The sequence below is a fragment of the Bradyrhizobium sp. UFLA05-108 genome, assembly GCF_059803455.1.
In genome coordinates, this window is the sequence record NZ_JBANAZ010000105.1 from 1 (window position 1) to 23,005 (window position 23,005).

A 23,005-nucleotide genomic window follows, 5' to 3' on the forward strand; every position below is an offset into this window, starting at 1 on the left:
GGCGTTCGAGGGGTGTCCACACCCTCACCGCCGCTTACCCCAGTCGCCGCTTACCCCATAGCATCTGGATTGCCCGCATTCGCCTTCGCGGGTGATGACGGCTCTCCTCGGGTGGCGAGTTGCGTCAATACCCGCGTCCCCACCAGTAGCAGAAGCGCTCGACGTTGGCGGCAAGGCCGTTCTCGTAGTTCGCCCACTTCTCGTATTTCGGCAGCTTGACCTCCTTCATCGCGGTGTCGAAGCATTTGCCGGCGTCGGCGGCCTTCTTCACCTCGGCGGAGAGATCTTCCATGTACGCGATGTCGTCCTGAATGTCCTTCTTGGTGCCCAGGCGTCCGCCGGCATTGGGGTGGCCAGGGATCATCCGCTCCCAGTCCAGCGATGCGAGCTTTTTCAACGAGGCGATATATTCCAGCGGCGAGGCGTTGTCGGGGATGTTGCGAAACTGGATGGACTCGATCGGCGCGAAGTCGACGACAAAGACCAGCTTCTCCTTCGGCAGACGCATCACCAGCGAATTGTCCGAATGGTTGCGGCCGACATAGACCAGCTCCAGCGTGGTGCCGCCGAGCGTGATGGTCTTCTTGTCGTCGACGACCTGGTCCGGCATCACGACATCAGCAAGCAGCGCGTTCTGCTTCTTCAAGTCGAGCCAGCGCTCCTTCAGCCGGCGGTGCGCGATGAAGGTGGCGCCGAGGTCCTTGAAGGCCTGGCCGCCGGCGGCGTGGTCGTAGTGATGATGGCTGTAGATGACGTATTTGATCGGCTTGTCGGTGACGGCCTTGATGGCGTCGATATAGGGCTTTGCGGGACGCTCATACGAGATCGGATCGGTGGCGATCACGCCCTGCGGGGTCACGACGAACATCGATTGGTGTCCGCTGTAGCGGAAGATGTAGACGTTTTCAGTGCCCTCGACCTTCCGGGTCAAGGTTTGCGGCGAGTTCTGCGCGTATGCGGAGCCAATTGCGGCGAACGTCGCGGCAATGACGGCGAGGCGATGGACGATTTTCATGTGTGATTTTTCCGGCTCGGAATATTGGCGCAGGAGGAAGAGCACTCGTCGATACAAACGCCGGTGGAACCGGTTTATTCCGATCGTGGAACGCGCGCCATCGCTTCACATTTGTCCGACTGCGCCATCGTTCCCGCTTGACAGTTTTATGTCACGGGAGGAGCATGCCGATGGTCGCCCAGCGCGACGCGTAACGTCCATGTCATGAGCAAGGGGAGGTCTATGACACCACCTCCGCAAATCCAGCCGCGTTAAGTGCGATGGAGCTCGTTCGGACTATCGCATAGCGGCGAAATCCGCGAACGGCACGCCGGGTCAAGGTGAAGTGGGCTGCATCAGTGAGGCATGGCCCCTTACCTTCCCGGCGCTGTGTTTTTGAGCATCCCTGTTTCTATTAATCGATCGTGAGCCGGCTCTCTGTCGTGGAGCTTCGGCACGATTGTGGCGAGCGGTGATTGCCGTGAAGACCGCGACTCGGTTGTGTGCGCGGCGACGGCGTGTGTCATGTGCCGCGGCAAATGCCAAGAGAAAGTCGCCGCGACGGCAAACTTCCGACACAGGACCGGGGCGAATAGCGATGATCCGACATGACTCGTACACAAAGGCGGTGCCGGTTCTGACACCGCCTTAGCTATTTCTGGGGACTCATCGTGTCGCAAAGGCTGTCTTCGGCGCTTCTCGTCGCCTGTGTCTTCCTCGCGATCTCAACTCTTTCTGGTGCGCGCGCCGAACCGGCGGTGCCTGCGACCGGCAATGCTGCAACGCTCTCCCCAGAGCAGGCCCGGCGCGCGCTGGACACGCTGCAGGACGATCAGAAGCGTGCCCGGATGATCGATACGCTGCGCGCAATCGCCAGTGCGTCGGATCAGCCGCAGGCTACGACTGCCGCGCCCGAGCAGAAGTCTCCTGCTTCGCTGTCAGCCGACGGCCTCGGCGCGCAGCTCCTGCTGACGGTCTCGGAAGAGATCGGCGAGATCTCGCGTCAGGTCGCCGACATGGCGCGGACGCTCACGCATTTTCCGGCGTTCTACTATTGGATCGTGCGGACGGCCAATGATCCCGCCGCCTACAATCTGCTGATCGAGATCGCGTGGAAGCTGGCGCTGGTGTTTGGTTGCGCCTTCTGCGCCGAGTGGCTGATTTTCCGCCTGATCAGGCGTCCGGTCGCATTCCTGGAGGCGCGCGTGCCGCAGGCTCCGCACGTGCCCGCGCAGGCGCTCCCCATCATCGAGCCGCCATTGTCCGTTGCCGCAGAGCCTGAGCTGCATCGCCGCCGCGCCAGTCTGGCCCGCGCCTGGCAACTCTTGCTCCGTCTGCCCTTCGTGCTCGGCCGCCTCGTGATCGAATTGCTCCCGGTGTTCGTCTTTGTCGGCATCGCCACGACGTTGCTGGGAACCGAGATCGGCGAACCGGCAACCGTCCGCCTCGTTATTCTCGCCGTCGTCAATGCCTATGCCTTCTCGCGCGGACTGATCTGTCTGGTCCGGGCGCTCGCGGGGCCTTTCGGGCTCTTTCCGGTTCGCGCCGAGACCGCGGCCTATATCGAGATCTGGGCGCGGCGCATCGTCGGTGTCGGCGTTTCCGGCATCGCCTTTGCCAATGTGGCGCTGCTGCTCGGCCTGCATCGGGCCGGCTATGCGGCCTTGCTGCGCATGGTCATGCTGATCGTGCATCTCTTCATCGTGGTCATCATCCTGCAGTGCCGTCGCCAGGTCGCCGAGGCCATTCGCGCGCCGGCCGGCCGGCAGGGTCTTGCGGCAAGGGTACGTAATCGCGTTGCCAGCATTTGGCACTATCTTGCGATTGCACTCGATCTGGCCCTGTGGGCCGTCTGGGCGCTCAACATCCGCAACGGCTATTCGCTGCTGCTCCAGTATTTCGTCGGCACCGTCGTGGTGGCGCTGATCACGCGCGTCGCCATCATGGTGACGCTGAGCCTGATCGATCGCGGCTTCCGCATCAATCCGGAGATCCTCCAGCGCTTTCCCGGCCTCGAGATCCGCGCCAACCGCTATCTGCCCCTGCTGCGCAAGATCGTCTCTGGCGTCATCGCCTTTATCGGTTTCGTGGCCGTGCTGGAGGTCTGGGGCGTGGATGCGATCGTCTGGTTCTATGGCGGTCAGATCGGCAGCAGGCTCCTGTCTGCGGTCGCGACCATCGGCGTTGCCGCCGCAATCGCGGCCGCGATATGGGAGGCCAGCAACGCGCTGCTGGACCGACAGATCAACGCCTTGTCGCGCGAGGGCCACTATGCCCGCGCGGCGCGCCTGCGCACGTTTCAACCGATGCTGCGGACGGTGTTGCTGTGCCTGATTGCGACCGTCGTCGGTCTCACTGCGCTGAGCGAGATCGGCGTCAATGTCGCGCCGCTCCTGGCGGGGGCCGGCATCGTCGGCATCGCCATCGGCTTCGGCTCGCAAAAGCTGGTGCAGGATCTCATCACCGGCCTGTTTCTCCTCCTCGAGAATACGGTCCAGGTCGGCGACACCGTCAGCGTCTCCGGCCTGACGGGCGTGGTCGAAAACGTCTCGATCCGCACCATTCGCCTGCGCGCCGGCGACGGATCGCTGCACATCGTTCCGTTCAGCGCGGTGACCACCATCACCAATTCAAGCCGTGGCGCGGGCAATGCGTCCGTCAGTGTCAATGTCGCCTACAAGGAGGATACCGATCGCGCCGGACAAATCCTCAAGGACATCGTCGATGACATGCGTCGGGAGCCCGAATTCCGCGCCGCGATCCGCGGCGATCTCGAGCTCTGGGGCATCGACAAGGTGGATGGTTCGATGGTGTCGATCGTTGGCCAGATCCGCTGCACCGACAGCGGCCGTTGGCCGGTTCAACGCGAGTTCAATCGCCGCATGAAGCTGCGCTTCCAGGAAAACGGAATCGAGATTGCTTCCTCCGCCCAGACTATCCTGATGCAGATCGCCGCGCCGGCCGACACGGCCTCGAACCTGACCTTGCGACGCGCGACCGGCTGATCTTCGTCCTTGCCTCCTGAACGGCGACGTCGTTCACTTCTGCCCACAAACGTGCCCGCCGGTTAACGGCGGGCGGAAGCGGGAGGCTGGGGGAATGATGGGTGGATTGTCGGCTGGATTGCGCGGCTTCGTCACTGCGATTTGCACGCTGATCGGACTTGTTGCGTCCGCCGCACCAGGGATGACCCAGTCATTCCCGTCGCGGCCCATCACGCTGGTGGTGCCGTTTGCCGCGGGCGGGCCGACCGACACGCTGGCGCGGATTCTCACCGAGCGGATGGCGGCCGATCTTCACACAACCATCGTGGTCGAGAACGTGGTCGGTGCATCCGGCAGCATCGCGGGCGCGCGCGTGGCGCGGGCAACCCCCGACGGCACCACGATCACCATCGGGCATTGGGGCACGCAGGTGCTGAACGGCGCCGTCTACAAGCTCGCTTACGATGTGCTTGCCGATTTCGAACCGATCGCGCTAATTGCCAGCGGCCCGCAGCTCATCGTCGGCAGGAAGACCCTGGAGGCTGGAAATCTCAACGAGCTGATCGCCTGGCTGAAGGACAATCCGAACAAGGCGTCGGCCGGGACGGCCGGCGCCGGCTCCGGCGCGCATGTCGCCGGCGTGTTCTTCAAGACCAGGACCGGTACTGAATTTCAGTTCGTGCCCTATCGTGGTGCGGGGCCGGCCATGACTGACCTCGTGGCCGGGCAGATCGACCTGATGTTCGATCAGGCGTCGAATTCGCTGCCGCAGATCAAGAACGGCACGATCAAGGCGTTTGCCGTGACCTCGCCGACGCGACTTGCCTCCGCGCCTGATGTTCCGACGGTCGACGAAGCAGGCCTGCCTGGCCTCTACATTTCCTACTGGCACGGATTATGGGCGCCGAGGAACACATCCAGGGACATCGTCCAGCGGCTCAACGCGGCCATCGTCGCCGCGCTCGCTGATCCCACGGTCCGTCAGCGCTTTGCCGAGCTCGGTCAGGAGATCCCGCCGCGCGAGCAGCAGACTCCGGCTGCACTCGCGGCGTTCCAGCGAGCCGAGATCGACAAGTGGTGGCGCATCGTGAAGATCGCCGACATCAAGGCCGAATAGGCGCAGCATCGACCTTGCGGCCGGCGCTACGCAGCAGCCATCTGCATCATTCTTCGTCACTCCCGGGTCGCTGCGGTGCGAGATCACAATCGGGTCTTGACCTGCAACGTCCTTGATCTCAATCAAGGGGTGGCCGACAATGTTCGTTCGCACATAAGAAACTCTCGGGGGAATTCGTGAATAGACCTGATCGGGTCGGCGCCGACTCAACGCCTTCAAACTCGCCGCGTGGCATGACGCTGCTGCGCGATCCCTTGCTCAACAAGGGCACCGCCTTCACCGAGCAGGAGCGGGCCGCACTCGGCTTGCGCGGCCTGTTGCCGGCGTGCGTGCTGACGATGCAGGACCAGGCGGAGCGTGTCCTGATCAACTTGCGCAGTCTGCCGAGCGATCTCGAGAAATATGTTGCGCTGAACGCGTTGCATGATCGCAACGAGGCGCTGTTCTTTCGTGTCGTCTGCGACAATATCGACGAAATCCAGCCGCTGATCTACACCCCGACGGTCGGGCTCGCCTGCCAGAAATACGGCCTCATCTTCCAGCGTCCGCGCGGCATGTTCATCTCCTCGCGTGACCGCGGCCAGATCGCCGAGATTTTGAAGAACTGGCCTTATCCCGCCAAGTTGATCGTGGTGACCGATGGCGAACGGATTCTCGGTCTCGGCGATCTCGGTGCCAACGGCATGGGCATCCCGGTCGGCAAGCTCTCGCTCTATTCGGCCTGTGCCGGGGTGCATCCGGAGCAGTGCCTGCCGATCGTGCTCGACGTCGGCACCAACAATGAGGAGCTGTTGCGCGATCCCTATTATCTCGGCTTGCGCGAAAGGCGCCTGACCGGCGAAGCCTATGACAGTTTCGTCGACGAGTTCATGCAGGCCGCGCGCAAGGCGTTTCCAGGCGTGCTGATCCAGTTCGAGGATTTTGCCAACCACTCCGCGTTTAAGCTTCTGCACAAGTACCGGGACGAGGCTTGCGTCTTCAACGACGACATCCAGGGCACGGCAGCGGTGGCGCTTGCCGGCCTGTTCTCGGCACTGCGCGTCAGCGGCGGCAAACTCAGGGATCAACGCATACTGTTCCTGGGTGCAGGCGAAGCGGCGACCGGCATCGCGGATCTCGTGGTCTCGGCGATGATGGCGGAGGGGGCCTCCGAAGCCGAAGCGCTCAGCCGCAACTGGCTGGTGGATTCCCGCGGCCTCGTCGTCAAGGGACGGGCCGGCCTGTCCGGTCACAAGCTGCGCTACGCCCACGACCACGGGCAGATCGCCGACTTCCCCGCCGCGATCGAAACGCTGAAACCGACCGCGATCATCGGCGTGGCGGCGGTTGGCGGCGCGTTCACGCCGGACGTGCTCAAGGCGATGGCGAAGCTCAACGCGCATCCGATCGTGTTCGCGCTCTCCAATCCGACCTCGAAGGCGGAGTGCTCGGCCGAGGATGCCTATCGCTACACCGAAGGCCGCGCGCTGTTCGCCTGCGGCAGTCCCTATGACCCGGTGACGTTTAACGGCAGGACCTTCGTCCCGCGCCAGGGCAACAACTCCTACATCTTCCCGGGCGTCGGCCTCGGCGTGATCGCAACCGCTTCGCGCCTCGTGACCGACGAGATGTTCATGGCCGCCGCCCATTCGCTCGCCGACTGTGTCGGCAAGGACGATCTGGACCAGGGCAGCCTCTATCCGGCGCTGCCGCGCATCCGCGAGGTCTCCGCCCGGATCGCGGCCGCCGTAGCGCAGGTGGCCTATCAGCGTGGCCTTGCCGAAGGGTCGGCGCCCAATGACGTGGTGGGCCTCGTCCGGTCGCAGATGTACGAGCCGCATTACTGAGGGCTTCGCCCGCCCCGGGCGGGCGGATCGGTCAGCACCACGGCACCATCTGAGGTGGAAACGCCGTTGCGCGGCGCGGCCGTATATGCGACGATCTGTAGCGTTACAAGAAACTTCCAGCGACAAGGTCACACACCATGGACGATCGTTTGCCCGAACTGGGCGACCTCGAGCGCGAGGTCATGCAATTGGTTTGGGCTCATGGGCCGGTGACAGCCGAGGTCGTGCGTGAACGGCTGCCGCGTCGTCTCAAGGAATCGACCGTCCGCACCGTCCTGCGCCGGCTGGAAGAAAAAGGTTACGCGCGGCACACTGTGGACGGACGCACCTACGTCTACCAGGCGGTCGAGCCCCGCGCGCGCGTCGCCGCCAAGGCGGTCCAGCGCATCGTCGACTGGTTCTGCAATGGCTCGATCGAGGAGGTGCTGGTCGGCATGGTCGATAATGCGATGCTCGATCAGCAACAGTTGCGCACGCTGGCTGACCAGGTGGCCAAGGCGAAAAAGGTGAGGGGAGTGAAGAAAGAATGATCGCAACTCTGGCAGAGGCGGCGCTGCGCTCCTTTGTACTGGGAGGCGTCGTCTGGTTTGGTCTTTATCTCTTTCGCGTGCGCAATCCGCACGTGCAGATGACGGCGTGGGTCGTCGTGCTGCTGGCCTCGCTCGCGATGCCGTTCGTGATGCATTGGCCGACGCTCACCATCACCCGCCTGCCTTTGCCGGTGGCAGCGCCGGACGATGTCTGGCCGGTTGAAGCGCCGATGGCCGAGTCCTTGCCAGCCTTGCTGTCCGCCGAGCACGGCGCAGCCCTGGCGCCGCCGGCGAAAAGCGCGGCGCCGATCAACTGGTGGGCCATCGCGACGATGACCTATGCGGGCGTCGCCGGCTTCCTGCTGCTGCGGCTCCTCGTCGGCCTCTTCTTGACCTTTCGTCTGGCGCGGGCTGCAAAGCCGATGGGCGGCCCCCGGGTAGTCAAAGCCGAGGTGCGCATCAGCCGCGATGTCGGCGGTCCCGTCACCTTCGGATCGACCATTCTCGTGCCGCCGCAGTTTCTTGACTGGGATGCGCGGAAGCGGCTCGCCGTGCTCGCCCACGAGGGCGCGCATGTCGCCAATCGCGACTTCTACGTCCTGCTGCTCGCGTCACTCAACCGCGCCGTGTTCTGGTTCAGCCCATTCTCGTGGTGGCAGCTTGCGCATCTGGCGGAGCTGGCCGAGATCATCAGCGACGTCCAGGCGATCGAGGCGATCGACGACAGGCTGTCCTACGCGGAGATCCTGCTCGACGTCGCAACCTCGGTGAAGCCGCGTCCGATGGAGCTCGCGATGGCGCGGGCATCGACGGTGCGCGCCCGCGTCGAGCGCATCATTGCGGCCGCGGCGATGCCTGCAGCAGTCGGCTGGCGCAAGCGTGTCTGGATCGCGGCCATGATCGTGCCCGCCGTCATCGTGTCGACCGGCATGATCGCCTATCGCACGCCGGAGGCGAGCCCGGCCGTGGAGGATGCCGGTGAGACCAGCAACGCCCAGCACTACCGCGCGTTCGTCAATTTCTACGCGCTTGGCCCGTCGTCGGTGTTCGCCATCTTCCGCGACGGCGATGAGTTGTTCGGGCAGTGGACCGGGCAGCGCAAGCAGCGCTTGACGGTGCAGGATGGCATGGCATCCTACGTTGCCTCGTTCGGCAGCATCACGTTCCCGGTCGACGCGGAGCGCCGGTCTTCCGAGCTGATGATGCGGGTGAACGGTCGCGAGGTCCGCACCTCGCGCGTCGCCGAGATGCCTGCTTCGACCGCCGATGCAGCCTCGCTCGACCAGTATGTCGGCTGGTACAAGGTCGCCTTCAACCGGGTGTTGACCGTCAAGCGCGATGGCGATCGCCTGCTGGTGCACGAAACCGGCCGGCCCGCCTTTGCCCTGATGGCCGAAGGTGCCGACGCCTTCTCGATCCGGGGCGACGATCTCGTGATCTTCCTGCGCGACGATCAGGCCCGGGTTGCGCGGGTCCTCCTGCACAGCGCGGCCTCAGGCCCGCGCCTGGCCGGACGTATCGATGAGGCCATGGCAGGCAGCATTGAGGCCGACTTCCTGCGGCGGATCGCGGAAGTTCCAGAGCGGTTCAGGGACCAGGTCCCGGCGCCGGGAAGCAAGGAGATGATCCTTCGCGGAATCGACGACATACGCCGCGGCACGCCGAACTACGACTCCATGAGCGCGCCGCTGGCGGCCAAGATCCATCGGCAGGTCGGCGAATTGCACGCGACGTTCCTGGCGCTCGGCGCGGTGCAATCGATATTCTTCCGCGGCGTCGGCCCCGGCGGCTATGACATCTATGGTGCGAAGTTCGAGAATGGCACGGCCGAGTTTCGCCTGCTGATCGACCCGGACGGTAAGGCCGGTGACGTGACCTTCCGTCCGGACGGCAACGACGAGCTCGGCGGCATCGTCGCCTGTTCGGAACAAGTCGCCGTTCGCGGCCAGGCCGGCACCTCTCCGATCAGGATCATGTTCTACAACGACACCGGTGACGACATTCAGGTCTTCAACCTCGATGCGGACGGCAATCGGCGCGTGCAGGCAACCATCGGCAATAGCATGACGTCATCCTTCCTCACCACGGTCAACAATCCCTGGGTGATCGCCGAGCGCTCGGGACAATGTCGCGAGATACTGCTGCCGGGACGGCAGACGCGTTTCTACAACGTCGACGCGCCGCATCCCGGCGCGCGGCTCGGGCGCGTCGCGCGGCGGAACATGCCGATCGCCAACGGCGAGGAGATGCTGCGGCAGTACATCGAGAGCGTCAGCAAGGGCCGTCCGGACTACGACCACATGACCACGGAGGTCGCCGAGCAGACGCGTCAGCAGCTTCCGTTCGATCAGGCGATCCTGACGCGGCTCGGTGCGCTGCGCGCGATGTCGTTCCGCGGCGTCACCGCACTCGACAGCGACATCTACATCGCGCAGTTCGCCAACGGCTCGGCGGAATGGCGAATCGGGGTCAAGAACGGCACCATCACGAAGATTGCGCTGGGGCCGAATTTCTAGCAACCCAAGCGAGCTGAGCTACCGCAAAAGGCGTGAATGAGAGCATCAAATGAGACGGCGCCAGTTTGTTTCACTTCTCGGTGGAGCTGCGCTGGTGCCGCTCACCACGTTGCCGGTATATCCGGACCCGCCCGACGACTCCGGTATTCCGGCGGCGCGAGACGACGGCTGGCCCATCGTTGCCGTCAACGAGGATAAGCTTATCGACCGCGCCGCATGCGCAGGATTGTCGATCGGCTCGCGGCTCCGGGCACTGCCAATGTGCACGGCATTCTGGTCGCACGCGGTGACAAGTTGGTGCGGTACTTCAAGGGCGCCGACGAAATCAACGGTCGCCAGGTGGGAAACGTCACCTTCGATGCCGATACACTGCACAACGTGAAATCGGTTTCAAAGAGTGTCGCGTCGCTCGCCGTCGGGATCGCGATCGATCGCGGGATCATCGGCGGCATCAATGAGCCCATCTTCAGTTTCTTTCCCGAGTTGGCCGGCGAGGTTAATGAGCGCGCGTCGCGGACCGCTCAATCGGAGCTTGCAGTCGTTTGATGTAAATGCTACGATCTGTAGCACTACAGAGCGTCATGGTCAGCGATGCTGGCCTAGCGTGATGGTTCGGTTGGCTGACATATCGGGCACCCGCCATGAGCAATTCTGCAAAGGCTGAGGCCGTGCTGGCGCTCCATCGCTTCGGCATGGGGCCGCGACCGGGGTCGATTGCCGCGATCGAGGCCGACCCACGCGCAGCGCTGATCGCCGAGCTCGACCGGCCGCTGTTGCTTGCAGCCGCAGCCAGCCTTCCCTCTAGCGCCAAGGCCTATCGCACGGTCGCGGACGCCAATGCCAAGCGTGCGGCGCGGGCCAAGCAGGAAGCCAAGAAGCAGCAGATGGCCGCGGCTCCCGTCATGGCCGAGGACCAGGACGCGAGTCAGGGACAGAAGCAAGGACAGACTCAGGGTCAGGGCGCGGAAGCTGCCGGGATGGCGGCCAAGAAGGCCGCCGACGCCGTTCCCGATCCGGGACGGCCGATCTATCTTGAGGAAGCCAAGGTACGCACGGAGGCGGCCCTGGCCGCGGAAATCGGCTTTGCCGAGCGTTTGGTGTGGTTCTGGTCCAACCACTTCTGCATCTCCGCAAACAAGATCCAGAGCATGTCGGGTGCCTATGAGCGCGAGGCCATTCGTCCGCACGTGCTCGGCCGCTTCAACGATCTCCTGCAGGCCGCCGAGGGCCATCCGGCCATGCTGTTCTATCTCGACAATCTCGGCTCGATGGGCGCGAACTCGATCGCGGGCATCAACCGCAGCCGCGGCCTGAACGAGAATTTTGCGCGCGAGATCATGGAGCTGCATACGCTCGGTGTGCGCAGCGGATATACGCAGGACGATGTCATCAGCTTCGCCAACGTTCTGACGGGCTGGACCCTGATTCCGCCCGGCAACGATCCCGAGCGAGGCGGAGAGTTTACCTTCAACCCGCGGCTCCATGAGCCCGGCGGGCAAACGGTGCTCGGCAAGCTCTACGACCAGGATGGCGTCGAGCAGGGACGCGCCGTGCTCCGCGACCTTGCGGCTCATCCTGCGACGGCGATGCACGTCGCGACCAAGCTCGCGTGCCACTTCGTTGCCGAGACGCCGCCACCATCGCTGGTCGAGCAGATGGCGAAGACGTTTCGCGAGACCGACGGCGACCTCAAGGAGATCGCGAAGACGATGGTGTCTTCGTCCGAGGCGTGGAGCGAGCCGCCGTCCAAGCTCAAGCGTCCCGGCGAATGGGTGGTCGGCATGGTGCGCGCGACCGGCATCACGCAGGCCGATCCGACGCGTTTCACGGGCGGACAGGAACTGCTCGGGGAGGCGCTGTGGCGGCCGCCGGCGCCGAAGGGCTATCCGGACGACGAGGCGAGCTGGATCGATGGCGTGGGCCGGCGCCTCGACGTCGCCAACAATTTCGCCGAGCGGATGGCTGGCCAGGCCGACCCGCAGGAGATCATCGAGACCGTTTACGCATCGCAGGTGTCGCCAGAGGTCAAACAGGCGGTCAATCGCGCCGAAAGCCGGCAGCAGGCGCTCGCGCTGCTGTTCATGTCGGCAGACTTCCAGAGGAGGTGAGCATGAGCTTCGCCAATCACCTGCCGACACGGCGTGAGCTGCTGATCGGCTCGGGCGCGCTGTTCGCGTGGAGCCAGATGCCGAAGCTGGCGCGCGCGGAAGGGCGCGATCCGCGCCTGCTTGTCATCATCCTGAGGGGCGCACTCGACGGCCTTGGCGCAGTCGCGCCGGTCGGCGATCCCGACTGGATCTCCCTGCGCGGCGATCGCGCCCTGGTGCTCGACGGCAAGACGCCGGCGCTGCCGCTGGATTCCTTCTTCGCGCTCAATCCGGCGATGCCCAATCTGCATCGGCTGTACAAGAGCCAGCAGGCGCTGATCGTGCACGCCACGGCGACGCCCTATCGCGAGCGTTCGCATTTCGACGGCCAGGACGTGCTCGAGAGCGGAATCGCAAAGCCCGGCGCGATCGGCTCCGGCTGGCTCAATCGCGCGCTGGTCGCGCTGGAATCGGGCGGTCGCGTCGATCCGCGCGGCAGCCGGGCGCTCGGCGTCGGTGCGGTGACGCCGCTGGTGGTGCGCGGCTCGGCACCCGTCATGTCGTGGGTGCCGCAAAAGCTTCTGTCGGCGAGCGAGGACACGCAGAACCGCCTGCTCGATCTCTATCAGCACACCGATCCGAAGCTTGCCGCCGTGCTTCAGGCGCGCATGAAGCTCGCTTCGCTCGGCGGCACCGCGGGGATGGGCGATCCGATGTCGGAGGATCCGACACTGATGCCGCCTGGGATTGCACGCGTGCGCGCGTATTTTGCGGAAGCTGCCGGCACCGCCGCGCGCTATCTCGCAAAGCACGACGGCCCGCGCGTTGGCGCCATGGGTTTTGTCGGATGGGATACGCATATCGCAGAGGGCGCTGCTTCGGGGCAGCTCTTCAACCTGCTCGGTGCGCTCGACGGTGCGCTCGCTTCGATCGAGACCAACATGGGCGAGGCCTGGCACGATACCGTCGTCGCCGTCGTCACCGAGTTCGGGCGCACCGCGCGGATCAACGGCACGGAGGGAACGGACCATGGCACCGGCACGGTCGCATTCCTCACCGGCGGAGCGCTCAAAGGCGGCCGCGTGATCGCGGACTGGCCGGGATTGAAGCCGGCACAATTGTTCGAGGATCGCGACCTGAAGCCGACGACGGATCTGCGCGCCGTGCTGAAGGGGCTGCTGCAGGATCATCTGCGTGTCGAGAGCACCGTGCTTGCCAGCATCGTGTTCCCCGACAGCGCCGATGTCACGCCGATGAGTGGACTTGTTGGTAGCGGATGAGGCGAGACGCGCGAGGTGCGCGGAATTGCGATTGGAGTCGCCATGTGCTTCCTGACCGAGCGGGAGATCGCGTTTCTGGCCAGCCTGCAACGGCGATGGCGGAACCTTTATTGGCGCGAGCTCGCGCGACTTCTCACGGAGAGCGCGGCGCGTGAAGCGCACGCCGTATTCTGGCGAGAATCTCACGGTTGATGCGCCGATCGGACGGGCTGTGTCTTGATTCGAGACGTGCGACGAACTGTGGTGTAATCGCAACAGCCTGGGTGAAACTGCACCCAGCCGCAGCCCGGCTTTTTTTCCGACAAGGTTCTGCCTCCATTGACCGACGGAGTAGAGGCCGATCGGAGGGGCGTAATCATGTCTCGCTTCGAATGTGCCAGAACCGTTCACCAGAACGGCGCAAGCCAAGGTTCCCCGCGCGGGCAGGCTGCTCGACTTGTCCTCGCCGTTATCGGTGCCGCATCCCTCGCGGCCTGTGCGCAATCCCCGGTGGCGCGGCAGAAAGCCGAATTCGCAACTGCAAGCCGGCAGGCCATGACCGAGCACCGTCACGAGACCCGCAGGCTCGCGGGCGTCTACGCCCGGCCGCGGCATCACGCGCCAACCCGCGCGGTCGCGGCGCGCACGGCCTCGCAGGGCGTCGCAAGCTTCTACTCGGATGACCAGGAGACCGCGAGCGGCGAGAAGTTCGACAAGCACGAACTCACCGCCGCCCATCCTTCGCTGCCGTTCGGCACGCGCCTGCGCGTGACCAATGTCTCCACCGGACGCTCGGTGACGGTCCGCGTCAATGACCGCGGACCCTATGTCCGCGGCCGCGTCGTCGACGTCTCCTATTCGGCCGCCGAGGCGCTCGGGATGGTCAACAAGGGCGTCGCCAATGTGAAGCTCGACGTGGTGCAGTAACCGCCGTGTCGCAGGGTCCGGCTCTGCGACGTCGCAGCCGCATACCGCGCTTAACCGGCTGTTAGTTTCGCTGAAGCAACATGGCGGACTAGACAAATTTCGACGGCCGGGGAGGGCGCGTGAACACGATCCAGCATCTTGAGGACCAGGCTGCGCGCGCCGAGCGGCTGGCGAAACGGATCACGGATACGCTCACGGTCGAGAAATTGTTGTCCTTCGCCGGCGACCGTCGCCGCGAGATCGAAGCGATGGCCGGCAGGCGCCGATAGGCCTGATCATTCCGGACGCCATGCTTTCTCGGCATGCAGCCACGCCAGACGGCTTGGAACTTCTCTTTGCGCCCCGCGTCATGTCCGTGATGAGGAGGAGAGAAGCCATGGGATTTGGAAGAGGTGCTTTGCTTTGGCTGCTCGGCGTTCCCTTGCCGATCATCCTGCTGTTAGCGTTGTTCTGGCACCACTGAGCGTGCCGATGAAAAGGCGCCGCGATGCGGCGCTTTTTTTGTCTGTGTGCTGAACGATTGGTGGCCGACCTAAAGGCGATGAGATTGGGATCAATCGTCCTCGCGCTTTGGGTTGTTGCTTGAGCATGATCTCGGCGCAAACGCGTTGCGCGTTGTCGCGAGGGAAAGCCGCTTCACACTTTTCCGGATCATGCTCTAGCGTGCCGCAATCCGCGCCCGGAGTGCGGCATCCATACCATGCGGCGTAGAGGCGCTCGCGCAGATGTTGCTCTCGACGAAATCCCGGAGATGGTCGGGCAGGTCGGTGCCGTCGATGTCGCAGCGGGACTGGATTTCGATGGCGACGTCGGCAGAGATGTCCTTGACCCAGTGCTCGAGCGTGTTGAACGAAATCACCCGCACGGGGTCGCTGAAGCAGCCGGCGATGAACTCGCCGATCGTCTGGTCGAGATCCGTGCGCTCGATGCGGATTTCCCTGGTGCCGCTGATCCGGTCGATCACGACGAACAGCGTTTGATCTGCGCCATAGGGCACATCGAGGGATAATGGGACGGCTTCGAGCATCGTGGGCACTCACGCCTTGGTTCGCATCATCAACGGGAAAGAGCCGAGGAATGTTCCTCGGGATGTCATTCGTCGTCGCGCGGCGTCAGAGAAATTCCCGCAACCGGGACAGCTCGGCGATGTGCTCGGGCGACAGAATCCTCGTCACCAGCGGCGGTTGTGGCGACGTATGGATTTCATAGAGGTGCCTGGTTGCCAGCGGCTTGTCCATGAAGGCCGTGATGCATCGGTCCAGCGTGTCTTCGAGCACGAGGTAGGTCTCCCGGTCCTCGCGCCGCTGGTTTCCGAGCGAGGGCCATTTGCGCAAGCGCGCGGTTGCGCCGAAGTTCATCTTGGACTCGGAAGACATCTGCCCCTGCTACGCGCTCACGCAAAAAGAACCCCAGCACACATGGTCGCGTGCCGGGGCCCACACCTATCGCTGCATCTCAATGCCACAAGCTCGCAACGCACGCGCCTGGGATTCGTTCCCCGTCGACGAAACCATTTTTGACCGCATCTGCGGACCAGTCCAGCCCACAGATCACGCGACCACAGCCGCGACGCCGGCAGTCAGCTCGCGGCAGCCGCGATCTTGTGCGCGGGCGAGGCGTGACCGAAGCTCGCGTCATCGCCACGCCGTGTTTCCGGCGGAAGGCCGGCAAAGCGGCGCAAGGCGTCCGCCATCTGCACCCGTCCACGGACGCCCGTGACCACCACGTCGACCATCGTGAAGGACGAATGGAAATGGCCGCGCGCCTGCAACTGCTCGACCGGAACGCCTGCGGCTGCGAGCGCGTCCGCATAGGCGATGCCTTCGTCGCGCAAAGGATCGAACTCGCAGGTCACCACGAACGCCGGCGGCAGGCCGGCGACCTTGCCACGCAGCGGCGAGACGCGCGGATCGGTGCGCTCGGCGGGCGAGCAGTAGATGTCCCAGAACCAGTACATCAGCGAGCGTGTGAGGAAGTAGCCGACCGCATTCTCCTCATAGGACGGACGGTCGAATGTGCAGTCGGTGACCGGGCACACCAGGAGCTGGCCGGAGATCTGCGGGCCTCCACGATCGCGCGCGAGCTGGCAGGTGACGGCGGCGACATTGCCGCCGGCGCTCCAGCCCGCGACGATCACCGGGCCCGGCGTGCCTCCGAGTTCGGCCGCATGCGCCGCGACCCAGCGCGTCGCCGCATAGCCGTCCTCGGCTGCCGCCGGGAAGCGGTGCTCCGGTGCGTGCCGGTAGCCGACGCTGACAAACATCATGCCAGTGCGTTGGCACATGTCGCGGCAGAACGGATCGTCGGACTGCTCGTCGCCGAGCACCCAGCCGCCGCCGTGGAAATAGACCACGATCGGGTGCGGCCCGGGAGTCGCTGGCCGATAGAGGCGATAGCGCAGCGCGCCGTCAGCGCCATCGAGCGTGCCGTCGACGACCTCGCCGACCGGCCGCCCTGCGGGGCGGGCCTGGTTGAACTCGTTGACGAAGGCGCGCGCACCCAGCGCGCCCATCGATTCGATCGGCGGCAGGTTCAGCTGCGCCAGCATGCCGAGCACGATGCGCACGTCCGGCTGCAGGCGCACGATCTCGCCGTCATTGCATTGCGCGGCGACATTCGGACCGGTGAGACTGAAGCCGAGCATGCCGCGAGCGACGATCTCGTCGCAGATGCTGCGATAGGGGCCGACACCGCCGGTATAGGGCATCAGGCCCTGCACCTTGCCGGGGACATTGGCGCCCGTGTACCAGGTATTGGCGAGCCGATGCAGCGTCAGCATCGAGCAGTCGGCCATGTGCCGACCCCATCCGGCCTGCGCTCTCTCGGTTGCCTCGATGGTGGTGAAGCCGGCGTCGCGAAGTGCGGCCAGGCGCTCGACCACCCAATCGACATGCTGCTCGATCGACACCGCCATGTTCGACAGCACCGACGGACTGCCCGGTCCCGTGATCATGAAGAAGTTGGGGAAGCCCGCGACCGTCAGGCCGAGATAGCTCTGCGGCCCGTCCGCCCAGACGTCGGACAGCGATTTGCCGCCGCGGCCGGTGATCGGATGCACGGCCCGGATCGCGCCGGTCATGGCATCGAAGCCGGTCGCGAACACGATGACATCCACGTCGAAGCTGCGCTTGTCGGTCGTGATGCCGGCAGCGTTGATCGCCTTGATCGGCTCCTGCCGCAGATTCACCAGCGTCACGTTGGGCCGGTTATAGGTCGCATAATAATTGGTATCGAGACAGGGGCGCTTGGCGCCGAACGGATGGTCGTGCGGCATCAGGGCCGCGGCGGTTTCCGGATCCTTCACGATGTCGCGGATCTTCTCGCGGATGAAGTCGCCGATCAGCGTGTTGCCCTCGACGTCGACACCCTGGTCGGCCCAGAGTTGCGTGAGGATGTAAACGAGATCGCCCTTGCCCCACGCCTCTTCGAACCGCGCGCGGCGCTCGGGATCGCTGAGCTGCCAGCTCACCGACGTCTGTTGCGGATAAGGCACGCCCGTCATCGACCAGCGCGCCTGCTCGCGATAGGCGGCACGGTCGCCTTGCAGCAAGCCGAGGCGGTCTGCCGGTGCTGGGCCGTTGTGGGCGGGCAGCGCAAAGCCCGGCGTGCGCTGGAAGATTGTGAGCTGTGCCGCCTGCTCGGCGACCAGCGGAATCAGCTGGATGCCCGAGGAGCCCGTGCCGACCACGGCGACGCGCTTGCCGGAGAGATTGACACCGTCATGCGGCCAGCGCCCGGTGAAATAGATTTCGCCCTTGAAATCCTTGACGCCGTCGATTTCAGGCGGCTTTGGCGCGGAGAGACAGCCCGTCGCCATGACGTAGTGGCGGCAGGATACAGCCGGGCCGCTGCTGGTCGTGAGCTGCCAGCGCCCAGCTGCCTCGTCCCATCGCGCTTCAGTGACCTTGGTCTTGAACCGGATGTCGCGCCGGAGGTCGTAACGATCGGCCACAAAGCCGAGATAGCGCAAGATTTCGGGCTGGGCTGCGTATTTCTCCGACCAGGTCCAGGCGGTCTCAAGATCCGGATCGAACGTGTAGCTGTAGTCGATGGTCTGGATGTCGCAACGTGCGCCGGGATAGCGATTCCAATACCAGGTGCCTCCGACGTCGTCGGCCTCTTCCAGCGCGACGGTCGTCAGACCCGCCTTGCGTAGCTGGTGGAGAAGATAGAGACCGGCAAAACCTGCGCCGACCACGGCAACGTCCACGTGTTGGGCTTTCCCGGTGGCCTCCGAAGCACGTGCTGCAACCATTGCCTCAGCCATGCGATTATCCTCCCGAGCATTTTGCTTTGTCGACAGGCTATCGCCGCAGTGCTGGTTTGTCATCAGCGCAAATTCAATCTTGGGTAGCGAAGGCGCGATGCACTGCGGCTTGCGGCATACGCCGCGCCGCAGCAACCGCGGTGAGCGCTTGATTTTTCGAGGCAATCACGCTGTTGTTCCGAGTATGCTGATTTCCGTGCCGAGGCTCTGACTAACAAACGCCATGAAGAAGCTGAGCGAGCGAACCAGGGCGAACATGGACGTGGTGCTGGAGGAAACCTGCCGTCAATTGCCGCATGGCGGCGACCACGACAGCCGCAGGTTCATTGCCGAGCGCTTGATCAAGGCCGCAGAAGCCGGGCATTCGACACTCGGAGAACTTGGTATCGTCGCGCGCCGCGCGCTCGCTGAGTTGACTGGCAAGGATAGCCAAGGATAACGGCCAGCCGTGGACGAGGCAGCCCGGACCCGAGCGCCAGGTCCGGCTGTGGCGGTCTTGCGAGTACGAACGTTCCGAACGTTACGACGCCAGACGGCCCGTCAGGTCTTGCTTGCGTTGCGAGCGATGACCTCGACTGCACGGGCGCGCAGGATCCCATGTTCGGCGAGTAGTTGCGCCGCAGGGCTCCGCGTCTCCGGAAATATGCCGATCAGCATATTCGCCCCGGTCACCGCGGCGCGTCCCAGCTCATGCGTATGGATTTCCGCGCGCTGTTCTGCACGTTCGAATGCGGCGGTGGGTTTGGCCTCCCTGCCATCCTGGGCGACAATATTGTTGAGCCCGCGATCGACATAGGCCTTGAGGCTCGCCCTCATGGCGTCGAGGTCTGCGTTGCAGTCCCGCATCACGGCGGAGGCGTCGGCATCGTCGAGCAGTGCGAGCAGAAGATGCTCCAGCGTGGCGTATTGATGGCGCCTTTCCGTGGCATAGCCGAGCGCGCGGAGCTTCGTTGCCTGGAGCGCCGGTGATAGTGGGCGTCCAAAGTCCATGAACGCATCGACCTGCTTCAGCCGTGCCACGGGATCGAGCGTTGCCAGCAGGTTCTGTTTGTCGCCCATCGGCAATCGCAGGCGCGTTGCGATGATGTCGGCAACGCGACCGGGATCGCGGGTCTGTTCGAGCACGGGCCAAACCCCGGGAATGCGGATGTCACGCGCCGCCGCATAGCGCTCGAAGCGCTTGACCGCGCGGAGGATCAGTTCGGGTGCGTCGGGGATCGGTCCCTCGCCGAGGGCGGCAACCTCCGCCTCGAATGCGCCGCTCGCGGTGACGAAGCGGTGGATCAAGACGCGGCGATTGACCTGCGTCAGCACCTTCAGCGTCCCGTCAGGCAGCGATTCAAGCTCGAGCAACTGGGCGAGAACGCCGATCCCATGGACATCGCCGTCTCCAGGCTCGTCGGTGCCTGAATCCTTCTGGATCGCCAGCACCACCTCGCGCTGGCGTTCGAACGCATGGTCGAGCGCCTGCATGGTCTTTGGGCGTCCGACGAACAAGGGATAGGTCGCGGTCGGGAAGGGGACCAGGTCGCGCAGTGGAACGGCGGGGTAGCTTGCGATTCCGGTTTGAGGTCCCGTTGCCTGCGGCCTTGCCGGCGGCGTCTTGCCGTCGCGTCGATCGGCCTGGAGCGCCGCCGACATGGTGTTCCAGTCGGCGACGCCGAACATCCTGGAGACCAGCTCCAGGCTCTCGCTGTGACTTATGCTGATGGCCTTGATCTGGAGGGAGTCGCGCAGGGTCTGCGCCATAGCCTTGGCATCGCGAAAATCGCGCATCGGTGTCGTCCTTTGCAGTGAGCGAACCAGGCGTGTCAGGTGGTTGCGTTGCTGACCCGGTCGCTCGGGCAAAGGGAGGCCGAAACAGGCTTCGATACGTTCACCGTCCCCAGGAGGGTGCAACCGGCAGGCCGTATCAACCGGACGAAAAAGTGACCCAAAGCGCGCTCGCTGTCAATCGCACCGACGCCTGGGTGAGGCTTGCCTCGCCGTGTCAGGCGGACGTAAAAGCATTGGACGCACTTACTGTGCATTGAGATTTCGCCGATGCGGTCCTTGCTGGCGCTCGCTACGGCTTCGATGGTCTCTTCAGTGGTCCTGGGACAGGTCGGCTTGGCCTCGGCCCAGCAGGCCGGGCAATACCCGTTTGCCTTGACGCATGAAGGCCAGATGCTCGGCGCTGTCGAAGGCGAGGTTGCCTCTTTCAAGGGACTGGCGTATGCGGCCGCGCCACTCGGGCTGCTCCGATGGCGCGCGCCAGAGGCGCTTCCCGAGAGCTCGGAGATGCGGACCGCCTACGATTTTGGTCCGGCGTGCCTGCAGCCTGCGATGCTGCATGCGAGCGAGGATTGTCTGACGCTGAACGTCTTCCGGCCCTTCGGCGTCGATGGACCGCTGCCGGTGATGGTTTTCTTCCATGATGGCGGCTTTGTCACGGGCACGGCGAACGATCCCTTGCTCGATGGCGCGAAGCTTGCGCAGGATGGCACCATCGTCGTGACGGTGAACTATCGTCTCGGCGTGTTCGGCTGGCTTGCGCATCCAGCGCTCGCCGTCAATGCGCCCGACGGCGCAAGCGCCAATTACGGCATGATGGACCAGATCGCGGCGCTGCGCTGGGTTCATGACAATGCCGCCGCGTTCGGCGGCGATCCCAACAATGTCACGTTGTTCGGTTCGGGCTCCGGCGCGACCTCGATTGCCCTTCTGATGCTCTGCCGGGAAGCGCGCGGGTTGTTTCACAAGGCGATCTTGCAGTCGCTGCCGGCGCGCCAAGGCGTGACGTCGCTGCAAGAGGCTGATGCCGTCGGGCAACGCGTGTTCGGGCTGGTCGCGCGCGACGGGAGTACGTCTGATCCGCGTGCGTCGGATACGAGAATGCTGCTCGCGGCCGAAACCCTGCTGTTCGCCAAATCCGAGCGCAGCTTCGGACCGGTGCTGGACGGGCGGCTCGTGACGGAAGACATCGCGAGCGGCTTCGGTGCCGCGCACGAAAGCCGCATCCCGCTGATCATCGGCTCAAACGAGGACGAGACGAGTTTTGCCGGCGAGCCCGACCTGAAGGAGGAGCTCCGCCTCGCCGGTGAATCCGCCGATCGATTGAAGGCGCTCTATCCCGGCATTTCCGGCGAGCCTGCGGAGCTTGCCGCCCGGCTCTATACGGATCGGGTCTTCACCGAGCCCGCGCGGTTTCTCGCGCGTCTGCACGCGGCGACCGGCGCGCCGACCTACCGCTATCGCTTCTCCTATTCGGGCGAAGCCCAGCGTGCGAACGGCGATGGCGGCCACGGACGGGAATTGCAGTTCGTGTTCGGCGCCCAGGGCGTGCCAGGCGCGAGCCCGTTCACGCGCGCCGACCGCGAGCTTGCGGGTCAGTTGCGCGGCTACTGGACCAATTTCGCGAGGACCGGCGATCCCAACGGACCGGGCCTGCCGCGTTGGGACGCAAGCTCGCAAGGCGAGCGCTTGCTGCAGATCTCCAATGACGGAATAGCAAGCCGAGACGATCCGCTGTCGGCTCCCCTCGATCATCTCGAACGGCGGAGCCCAAAGGGGTGAGCGAGGAGACTACGCTGCAAGCTCGACGCGGGGCGCCGCCGTCAGCCGCTCTTCCTCGATGAAGTCCATCGCGCCGTCCTTCTCGACGGCGTAGCACTGCCGGCCTTCCCTCGACTTGTAGACGGCGCGGACGACCCCGCGGCGACCCTTCTCACTGTTGACGACATCCCCCAGCGCAAACTTTGCCATCTTGCTTCCCGAAAAAACCCAACCGGTCGAGTACTTCGACCGGCCGCCGATTTTGGAAGGCAAATCGTTAACGACTTGCTAACCATGCGCGTTTCCCTATGCTCGCCGCCGAAAAGCGCGTAGGGCTACGCCTCGCGCTTGTTGCAAGAAAGATGAGCCGACATCGATGACGCGATTTCCGACCTTCTTCCTGTCGCATGGCGGTGGACCCTGGCCATTCATGGACGACAGGCGGGTGCAATATGCAAAGACCGCGCAAGAGTTTGGCCGGCTACCCCAGCGGCTGCCGTCGCGGCCAAAGGCGGTGCTCGTCATCACCGGTCATTGGGAGGCGGACCAATTCACGGTCTCGACCTCGGCAAACCCTCCGATGGTCTACGACTACTACGGTTTCCCCGAGCATACCTATCTCCTCAAATATCCCGCACCGGGCGAGCCGGCCCTGGCCGCGCGGGTGAAGGAGCTTTTGGATCGTGCCGGCGTCGATTGCCGCGAGGACGCCAATCAGGGCTTTGATCACGGCACCTTCGTGCCGCTCGGGCTGATGTATCCGAACGCCGATATGCCGATCGTGCTGCTATCGCTGAAGTCGACCTACGATCCGGCCGAGCATATCAAGGTGGGGCAGGCGCTGACTGCGCTGCGCGATGAGGGTGTCCTGATCATCGGCAGCGGTCTGACCTATCACAACATGCGCGGCTTCGGACGCGCGGAATCGAAGCCGGTGTCGTACGAGTTCGAGGCCTATCTGAAC

Annotated in this window: 19 protein-coding genes; 13 read left to right on the forward strand and 6 right to left on the reverse strand. The window is 64.5% G+C overall.

Features of this window, described 5'->3' with window-relative positions:
* Positions 1 to 124: 124 nt before the first annotated feature.
* A complete protein-coding gene (locus SO140_RS42460) occupies positions 125 to 1,015 on the reverse strand; it encodes an MBL fold metallo-hydrolase (protein WP_449383882.1) in 891 nt (296 codons plus the stop codon).
* A gap of 650 nt (positions 1,016 to 1,665) precedes the next feature.
* Here SO140_RS42460 and SO140_RS42465 point away from each other — a divergent pair.
* The 10 genes from SO140_RS42465 to SO140_RS42510 all read left to right on the forward strand — a co-directional run bounded on the left by SO140_RS42465 (position 1,666) and on the right by SO140_RS42510 (position 14,509).
* Positions 1,666 to 3,999 (forward strand): mechanosensitive ion channel domain-containing protein, encoded by a 2,334-nt coding sequence (locus tag SO140_RS42465; protein ID WP_449383883.1) that lies wholly within the window; start codon positions 1,666 to 1,668, stop codon positions 3,997 to 3,999.
* Between the two features lie 97 nt (positions 4,000 to 4,096).
* Positions 4,097 to 5,095 carry a tripartite tricarboxylate transporter substrate-binding protein gene (locus SO140_RS42470; RefSeq protein WP_449383899.1) on the forward strand — a complete coding sequence of 333 codons (999 nt, stop codon included), beginning with the start codon at positions 4,097 to 4,099 and terminating at the stop codon, positions 5,093 to 5,095.
* Between the two features lie 176 nt (positions 5,096 to 5,271).
* Complete coding sequence (locus tag SO140_RS42475; protein ID WP_449383884.1) at positions 5,272 to 6,921, forward strand: NAD-dependent malic enzyme; 1,650 nt, start codon at positions 5,272 to 5,274, stop codon at positions 6,919 to 6,921.
* A gap of 137 nt (positions 6,922 to 7,058) precedes the next feature.
* A complete protein-coding gene (locus tag SO140_RS42480; protein ID WP_027524466.1) occupies positions 7,059 to 7,451 on the forward strand; it encodes a BlaI/MecI/CopY family transcriptional regulator in 393 nt (130 codons plus the stop codon).
* Positions 7,448 to 9,967 carry a M56 family metallopeptidase gene (locus tag SO140_RS42485; protein WP_449383885.1) on the forward strand — a complete coding sequence of 840 codons (2,520 nt, stop codon included), beginning with the start codon at positions 7,448 to 7,450 and terminating at the stop codon, positions 9,965 to 9,967. Before SO140_RS42480 ends, SO140_RS42485 begins: the two co-directional genes overlap by 4 nt.
* A 216-nt stretch (positions 9,968 to 10,183) precedes the next feature.
* Complete coding sequence (locus tag SO140_RS42490) at positions 10,184 to 10,513, forward strand: serine hydrolase domain-containing protein (protein ID WP_449383886.1); 330 nt, start codon at positions 10,184 to 10,186, stop codon at positions 10,511 to 10,513.
* 95 nt (positions 10,514 to 10,608) lie between these two features.
* On the forward strand, positions 10,609 to 12,075 hold the full coding sequence (locus tag SO140_RS42495; RefSeq protein ID WP_449383887.1) for a DUF1800 domain-containing protein: 1,467 nt from the start codon (positions 10,609 to 10,611) through the stop codon (positions 12,073 to 12,075).
* A gap of 2 nt (positions 12,076 to 12,077) precedes the next feature.
* Positions 12,078 to 13,334, forward strand: a complete 1,257-nt coding sequence (locus tag SO140_RS42500) for a DUF1501 domain-containing protein (RefSeq protein ID WP_449383888.1) — start codon at positions 12,078 to 12,080, stop codon at positions 13,332 to 13,334.
* Between the two features lie 357 nt (positions 13,335 to 13,691).
* Positions 13,692 to 14,240 carry a septal ring lytic transglycosylase RlpA family protein gene (locus SO140_RS42505; RefSeq protein ID WP_449383889.1) on the forward strand — a complete coding sequence of 183 codons (549 nt, stop codon included), beginning with the start codon at positions 13,692 to 13,694 and terminating at the stop codon, positions 14,238 to 14,240.
* Positions 14,241 to 14,359: 119 nt separating this feature from the next.
* Positions 14,360 to 14,509: a hypothetical protein gene (locus SO140_RS42510; RefSeq protein WP_474803419.1), complete on the forward strand. Its 150-nt coding sequence runs from the start codon at positions 14,360 to 14,362 to the stop codon at positions 14,507 to 14,509.
* A 389-nt stretch (positions 14,510 to 14,898) separates the two neighbouring features.
* Here SO140_RS42510 and SO140_RS42515 read toward each other — a convergent pair whose 3' ends face one another.
* From SO140_RS42515 to SO140_RS42525, 3 genes are all read right to left on the reverse strand, one after another.
* Positions 14,899 to 15,267 (reverse strand): hypothetical protein, encoded by a 369-nt coding sequence (locus tag SO140_RS42515; RefSeq protein ID WP_449383891.1) that lies wholly within the window; start codon positions 15,265 to 15,267, stop codon positions 14,899 to 14,901.
* 85 nt (positions 15,268 to 15,352) lie between these two features.
* Positions 15,353 to 15,616 carry a hypothetical protein gene (locus SO140_RS42520; RefSeq protein WP_449383892.1) on the reverse strand — a complete coding sequence of 88 codons (264 nt, stop codon included), beginning with the start codon at positions 15,614 to 15,616 and terminating at the stop codon, positions 15,353 to 15,355.
* Between the two features lie 203 nt (positions 15,617 to 15,819).
* The gene (locus SO140_RS42525; protein WP_474803414.1) at positions 15,820 to 18,507 is read right to left on the reverse strand and encodes a flavin-containing monooxygenase; all 2,688 of its coding nucleotides are present in this window, start codon (positions 18,505 to 18,507) and stop codon (positions 15,820 to 15,822) included.
* Between the two features lie 223 nt (positions 18,508 to 18,730).
* Here SO140_RS42525 and SO140_RS42530 point away from each other — a divergent pair, with 223 nt between their 5' ends.
* On the forward strand, positions 18,731 to 18,946 hold the full coding sequence (locus SO140_RS42530; RefSeq protein ID WP_449383894.1) for a hypothetical protein: 216 nt from the start codon (positions 18,731 to 18,733) through the stop codon (positions 18,944 to 18,946).
* A gap of 101 nt (positions 18,947 to 19,047) precedes the next feature.
* Here SO140_RS42530 and SO140_RS42535 read toward each other — a convergent pair whose 3' ends face one another.
* Positions 19,048 to 20,283, reverse strand: a complete 1,236-nt coding sequence (locus SO140_RS42535) for an LON peptidase substrate-binding domain-containing protein (RefSeq protein WP_449383895.1) — start codon at positions 20,281 to 20,283, stop codon at positions 19,048 to 19,050.
* A 267-nt stretch (positions 20,284 to 20,550) separates the two neighbouring features.
* On the opposite strand from SO140_RS42535, the gene SO140_RS42540 reads away from it, so the two are divergent.
* Complete coding sequence (locus SO140_RS42540; RefSeq protein WP_449383896.1) at positions 20,551 to 22,062, forward strand: carboxylesterase/lipase family protein; 1,512 nt, start codon at positions 20,551 to 20,553, stop codon at positions 22,060 to 22,062.
* A 9-nt stretch (positions 22,063 to 22,071) separates the two neighbouring features.
* On the opposite strand, the gene SO140_RS42545 is transcribed toward SO140_RS42540, so the two are convergent.
* Complete coding sequence (locus SO140_RS42545; RefSeq protein WP_449383897.1) at positions 22,072 to 22,251, reverse strand: hypothetical protein; 180 nt, start codon at positions 22,249 to 22,251, stop codon at positions 22,072 to 22,074.
* A gap of 166 nt (positions 22,252 to 22,417) precedes the next feature.
* Here SO140_RS42545 and SO140_RS42550 point away from each other — a divergent pair.
* The coding region (locus tag SO140_RS42550; protein WP_498544000.1) for a DODA-type extradiol aromatic ring-opening family dioxygenase at positions 22,418 to 23,005 on the forward strand (588 nt) is incomplete at its 3' end.

What these genes read in the sequence shown, in the direction of transcription:
- SO140_RS42460 (WP_449383882.1), bottom strand. Translation starts at nt 1,015, where the DNA reads ATGAAAATCGTCCATCGCCTCGCCGTCATTGCCGCGACGTTCGCCGCA.
- SO140_RS42470 (WP_449383899.1), top strand. Translation starts at nt 4,097, where the DNA reads ATGGGTGGATTGTCGGCTGGATTGCGCGGCTTCGTCACTGCGATTTGC.
- SO140_RS42480 (WP_027524466.1), top strand. Translation starts at nt 7,059, where the DNA reads ATGGACGATCGTTTGCCCGAACTGGGCGACCTCGAGCGCGAGGTCATG.
- SO140_RS42485 (WP_449383885.1), top strand. Translation starts at nt 7,448, where the DNA reads ATGATCGCAACTCTGGCAGAGGCGGCGCTGCGCTCCTTTGTACTGGGA.
- SO140_RS42490 (WP_449383886.1), top strand. Translation starts at nt 10,184, where the DNA reads ATGCGCAGGATTGTCGATCGGCTCGCGGCTCCGGGCACTGCCAATGTG.
- SO140_RS42495 (WP_449383887.1), top strand. Translation starts at nt 10,609, where the DNA reads ATGAGCAATTCTGCAAAGGCTGAGGCCGTGCTGGCGCTCCATCGCTTC.
- SO140_RS42500 (WP_449383888.1), top strand. Translation starts at nt 12,078, where the DNA reads ATGAGCTTCGCCAATCACCTGCCGACACGGCGTGAGCTGCTGATCGGC.
- SO140_RS42505 (WP_449383889.1), top strand. Translation starts at nt 13,692, where the DNA reads ATGTCTCGCTTCGAATGTGCCAGAACCGTTCACCAGAACGGCGCAAGC.
- SO140_RS42515 (WP_449383891.1), bottom strand. Translation starts at nt 15,267, where the DNA reads ATGCTCGAAGCCGTCCCATTATCCCTCGATGTGCCCTATGGCGCAGAT.
- SO140_RS42520 (WP_449383892.1), bottom strand. Translation starts at nt 15,616, where the DNA reads ATGTCTTCCGAGTCCAAGATGAACTTCGGCGCAACCGCGCGCTTGCGC.
- SO140_RS42525 (WP_474803414.1), bottom strand. Translation starts at nt 18,507, where the DNA reads ATGGCTGAGGCAATGGTTGCAGCACGTGCTTCGGAGGCCACCGGGAAA.
- SO140_RS42530 (WP_449383894.1), top strand. Translation starts at nt 18,731, where the DNA reads ATGAAGAAGCTGAGCGAGCGAACCAGGGCGAACATGGACGTGGTGCTG.
- SO140_RS42535 (WP_449383895.1), bottom strand. Translation starts at nt 20,283, where the DNA reads ATGCGCGATTTTCGCGATGCCAAGGCTATGGCGCAGACCCTGCGCGAC.
- SO140_RS42540 (WP_449383896.1), top strand. Translation starts at nt 20,551, where the DNA reads ATGCGGTCCTTGCTGGCGCTCGCTACGGCTTCGATGGTCTCTTCAGTG.
- SO140_RS42545 (WP_449383897.1), bottom strand. Translation starts at nt 22,251, where the DNA reads ATGGCAAAGTTTGCGCTGGGGGATGTCGTCAACAGTGAGAAGGGTCGC.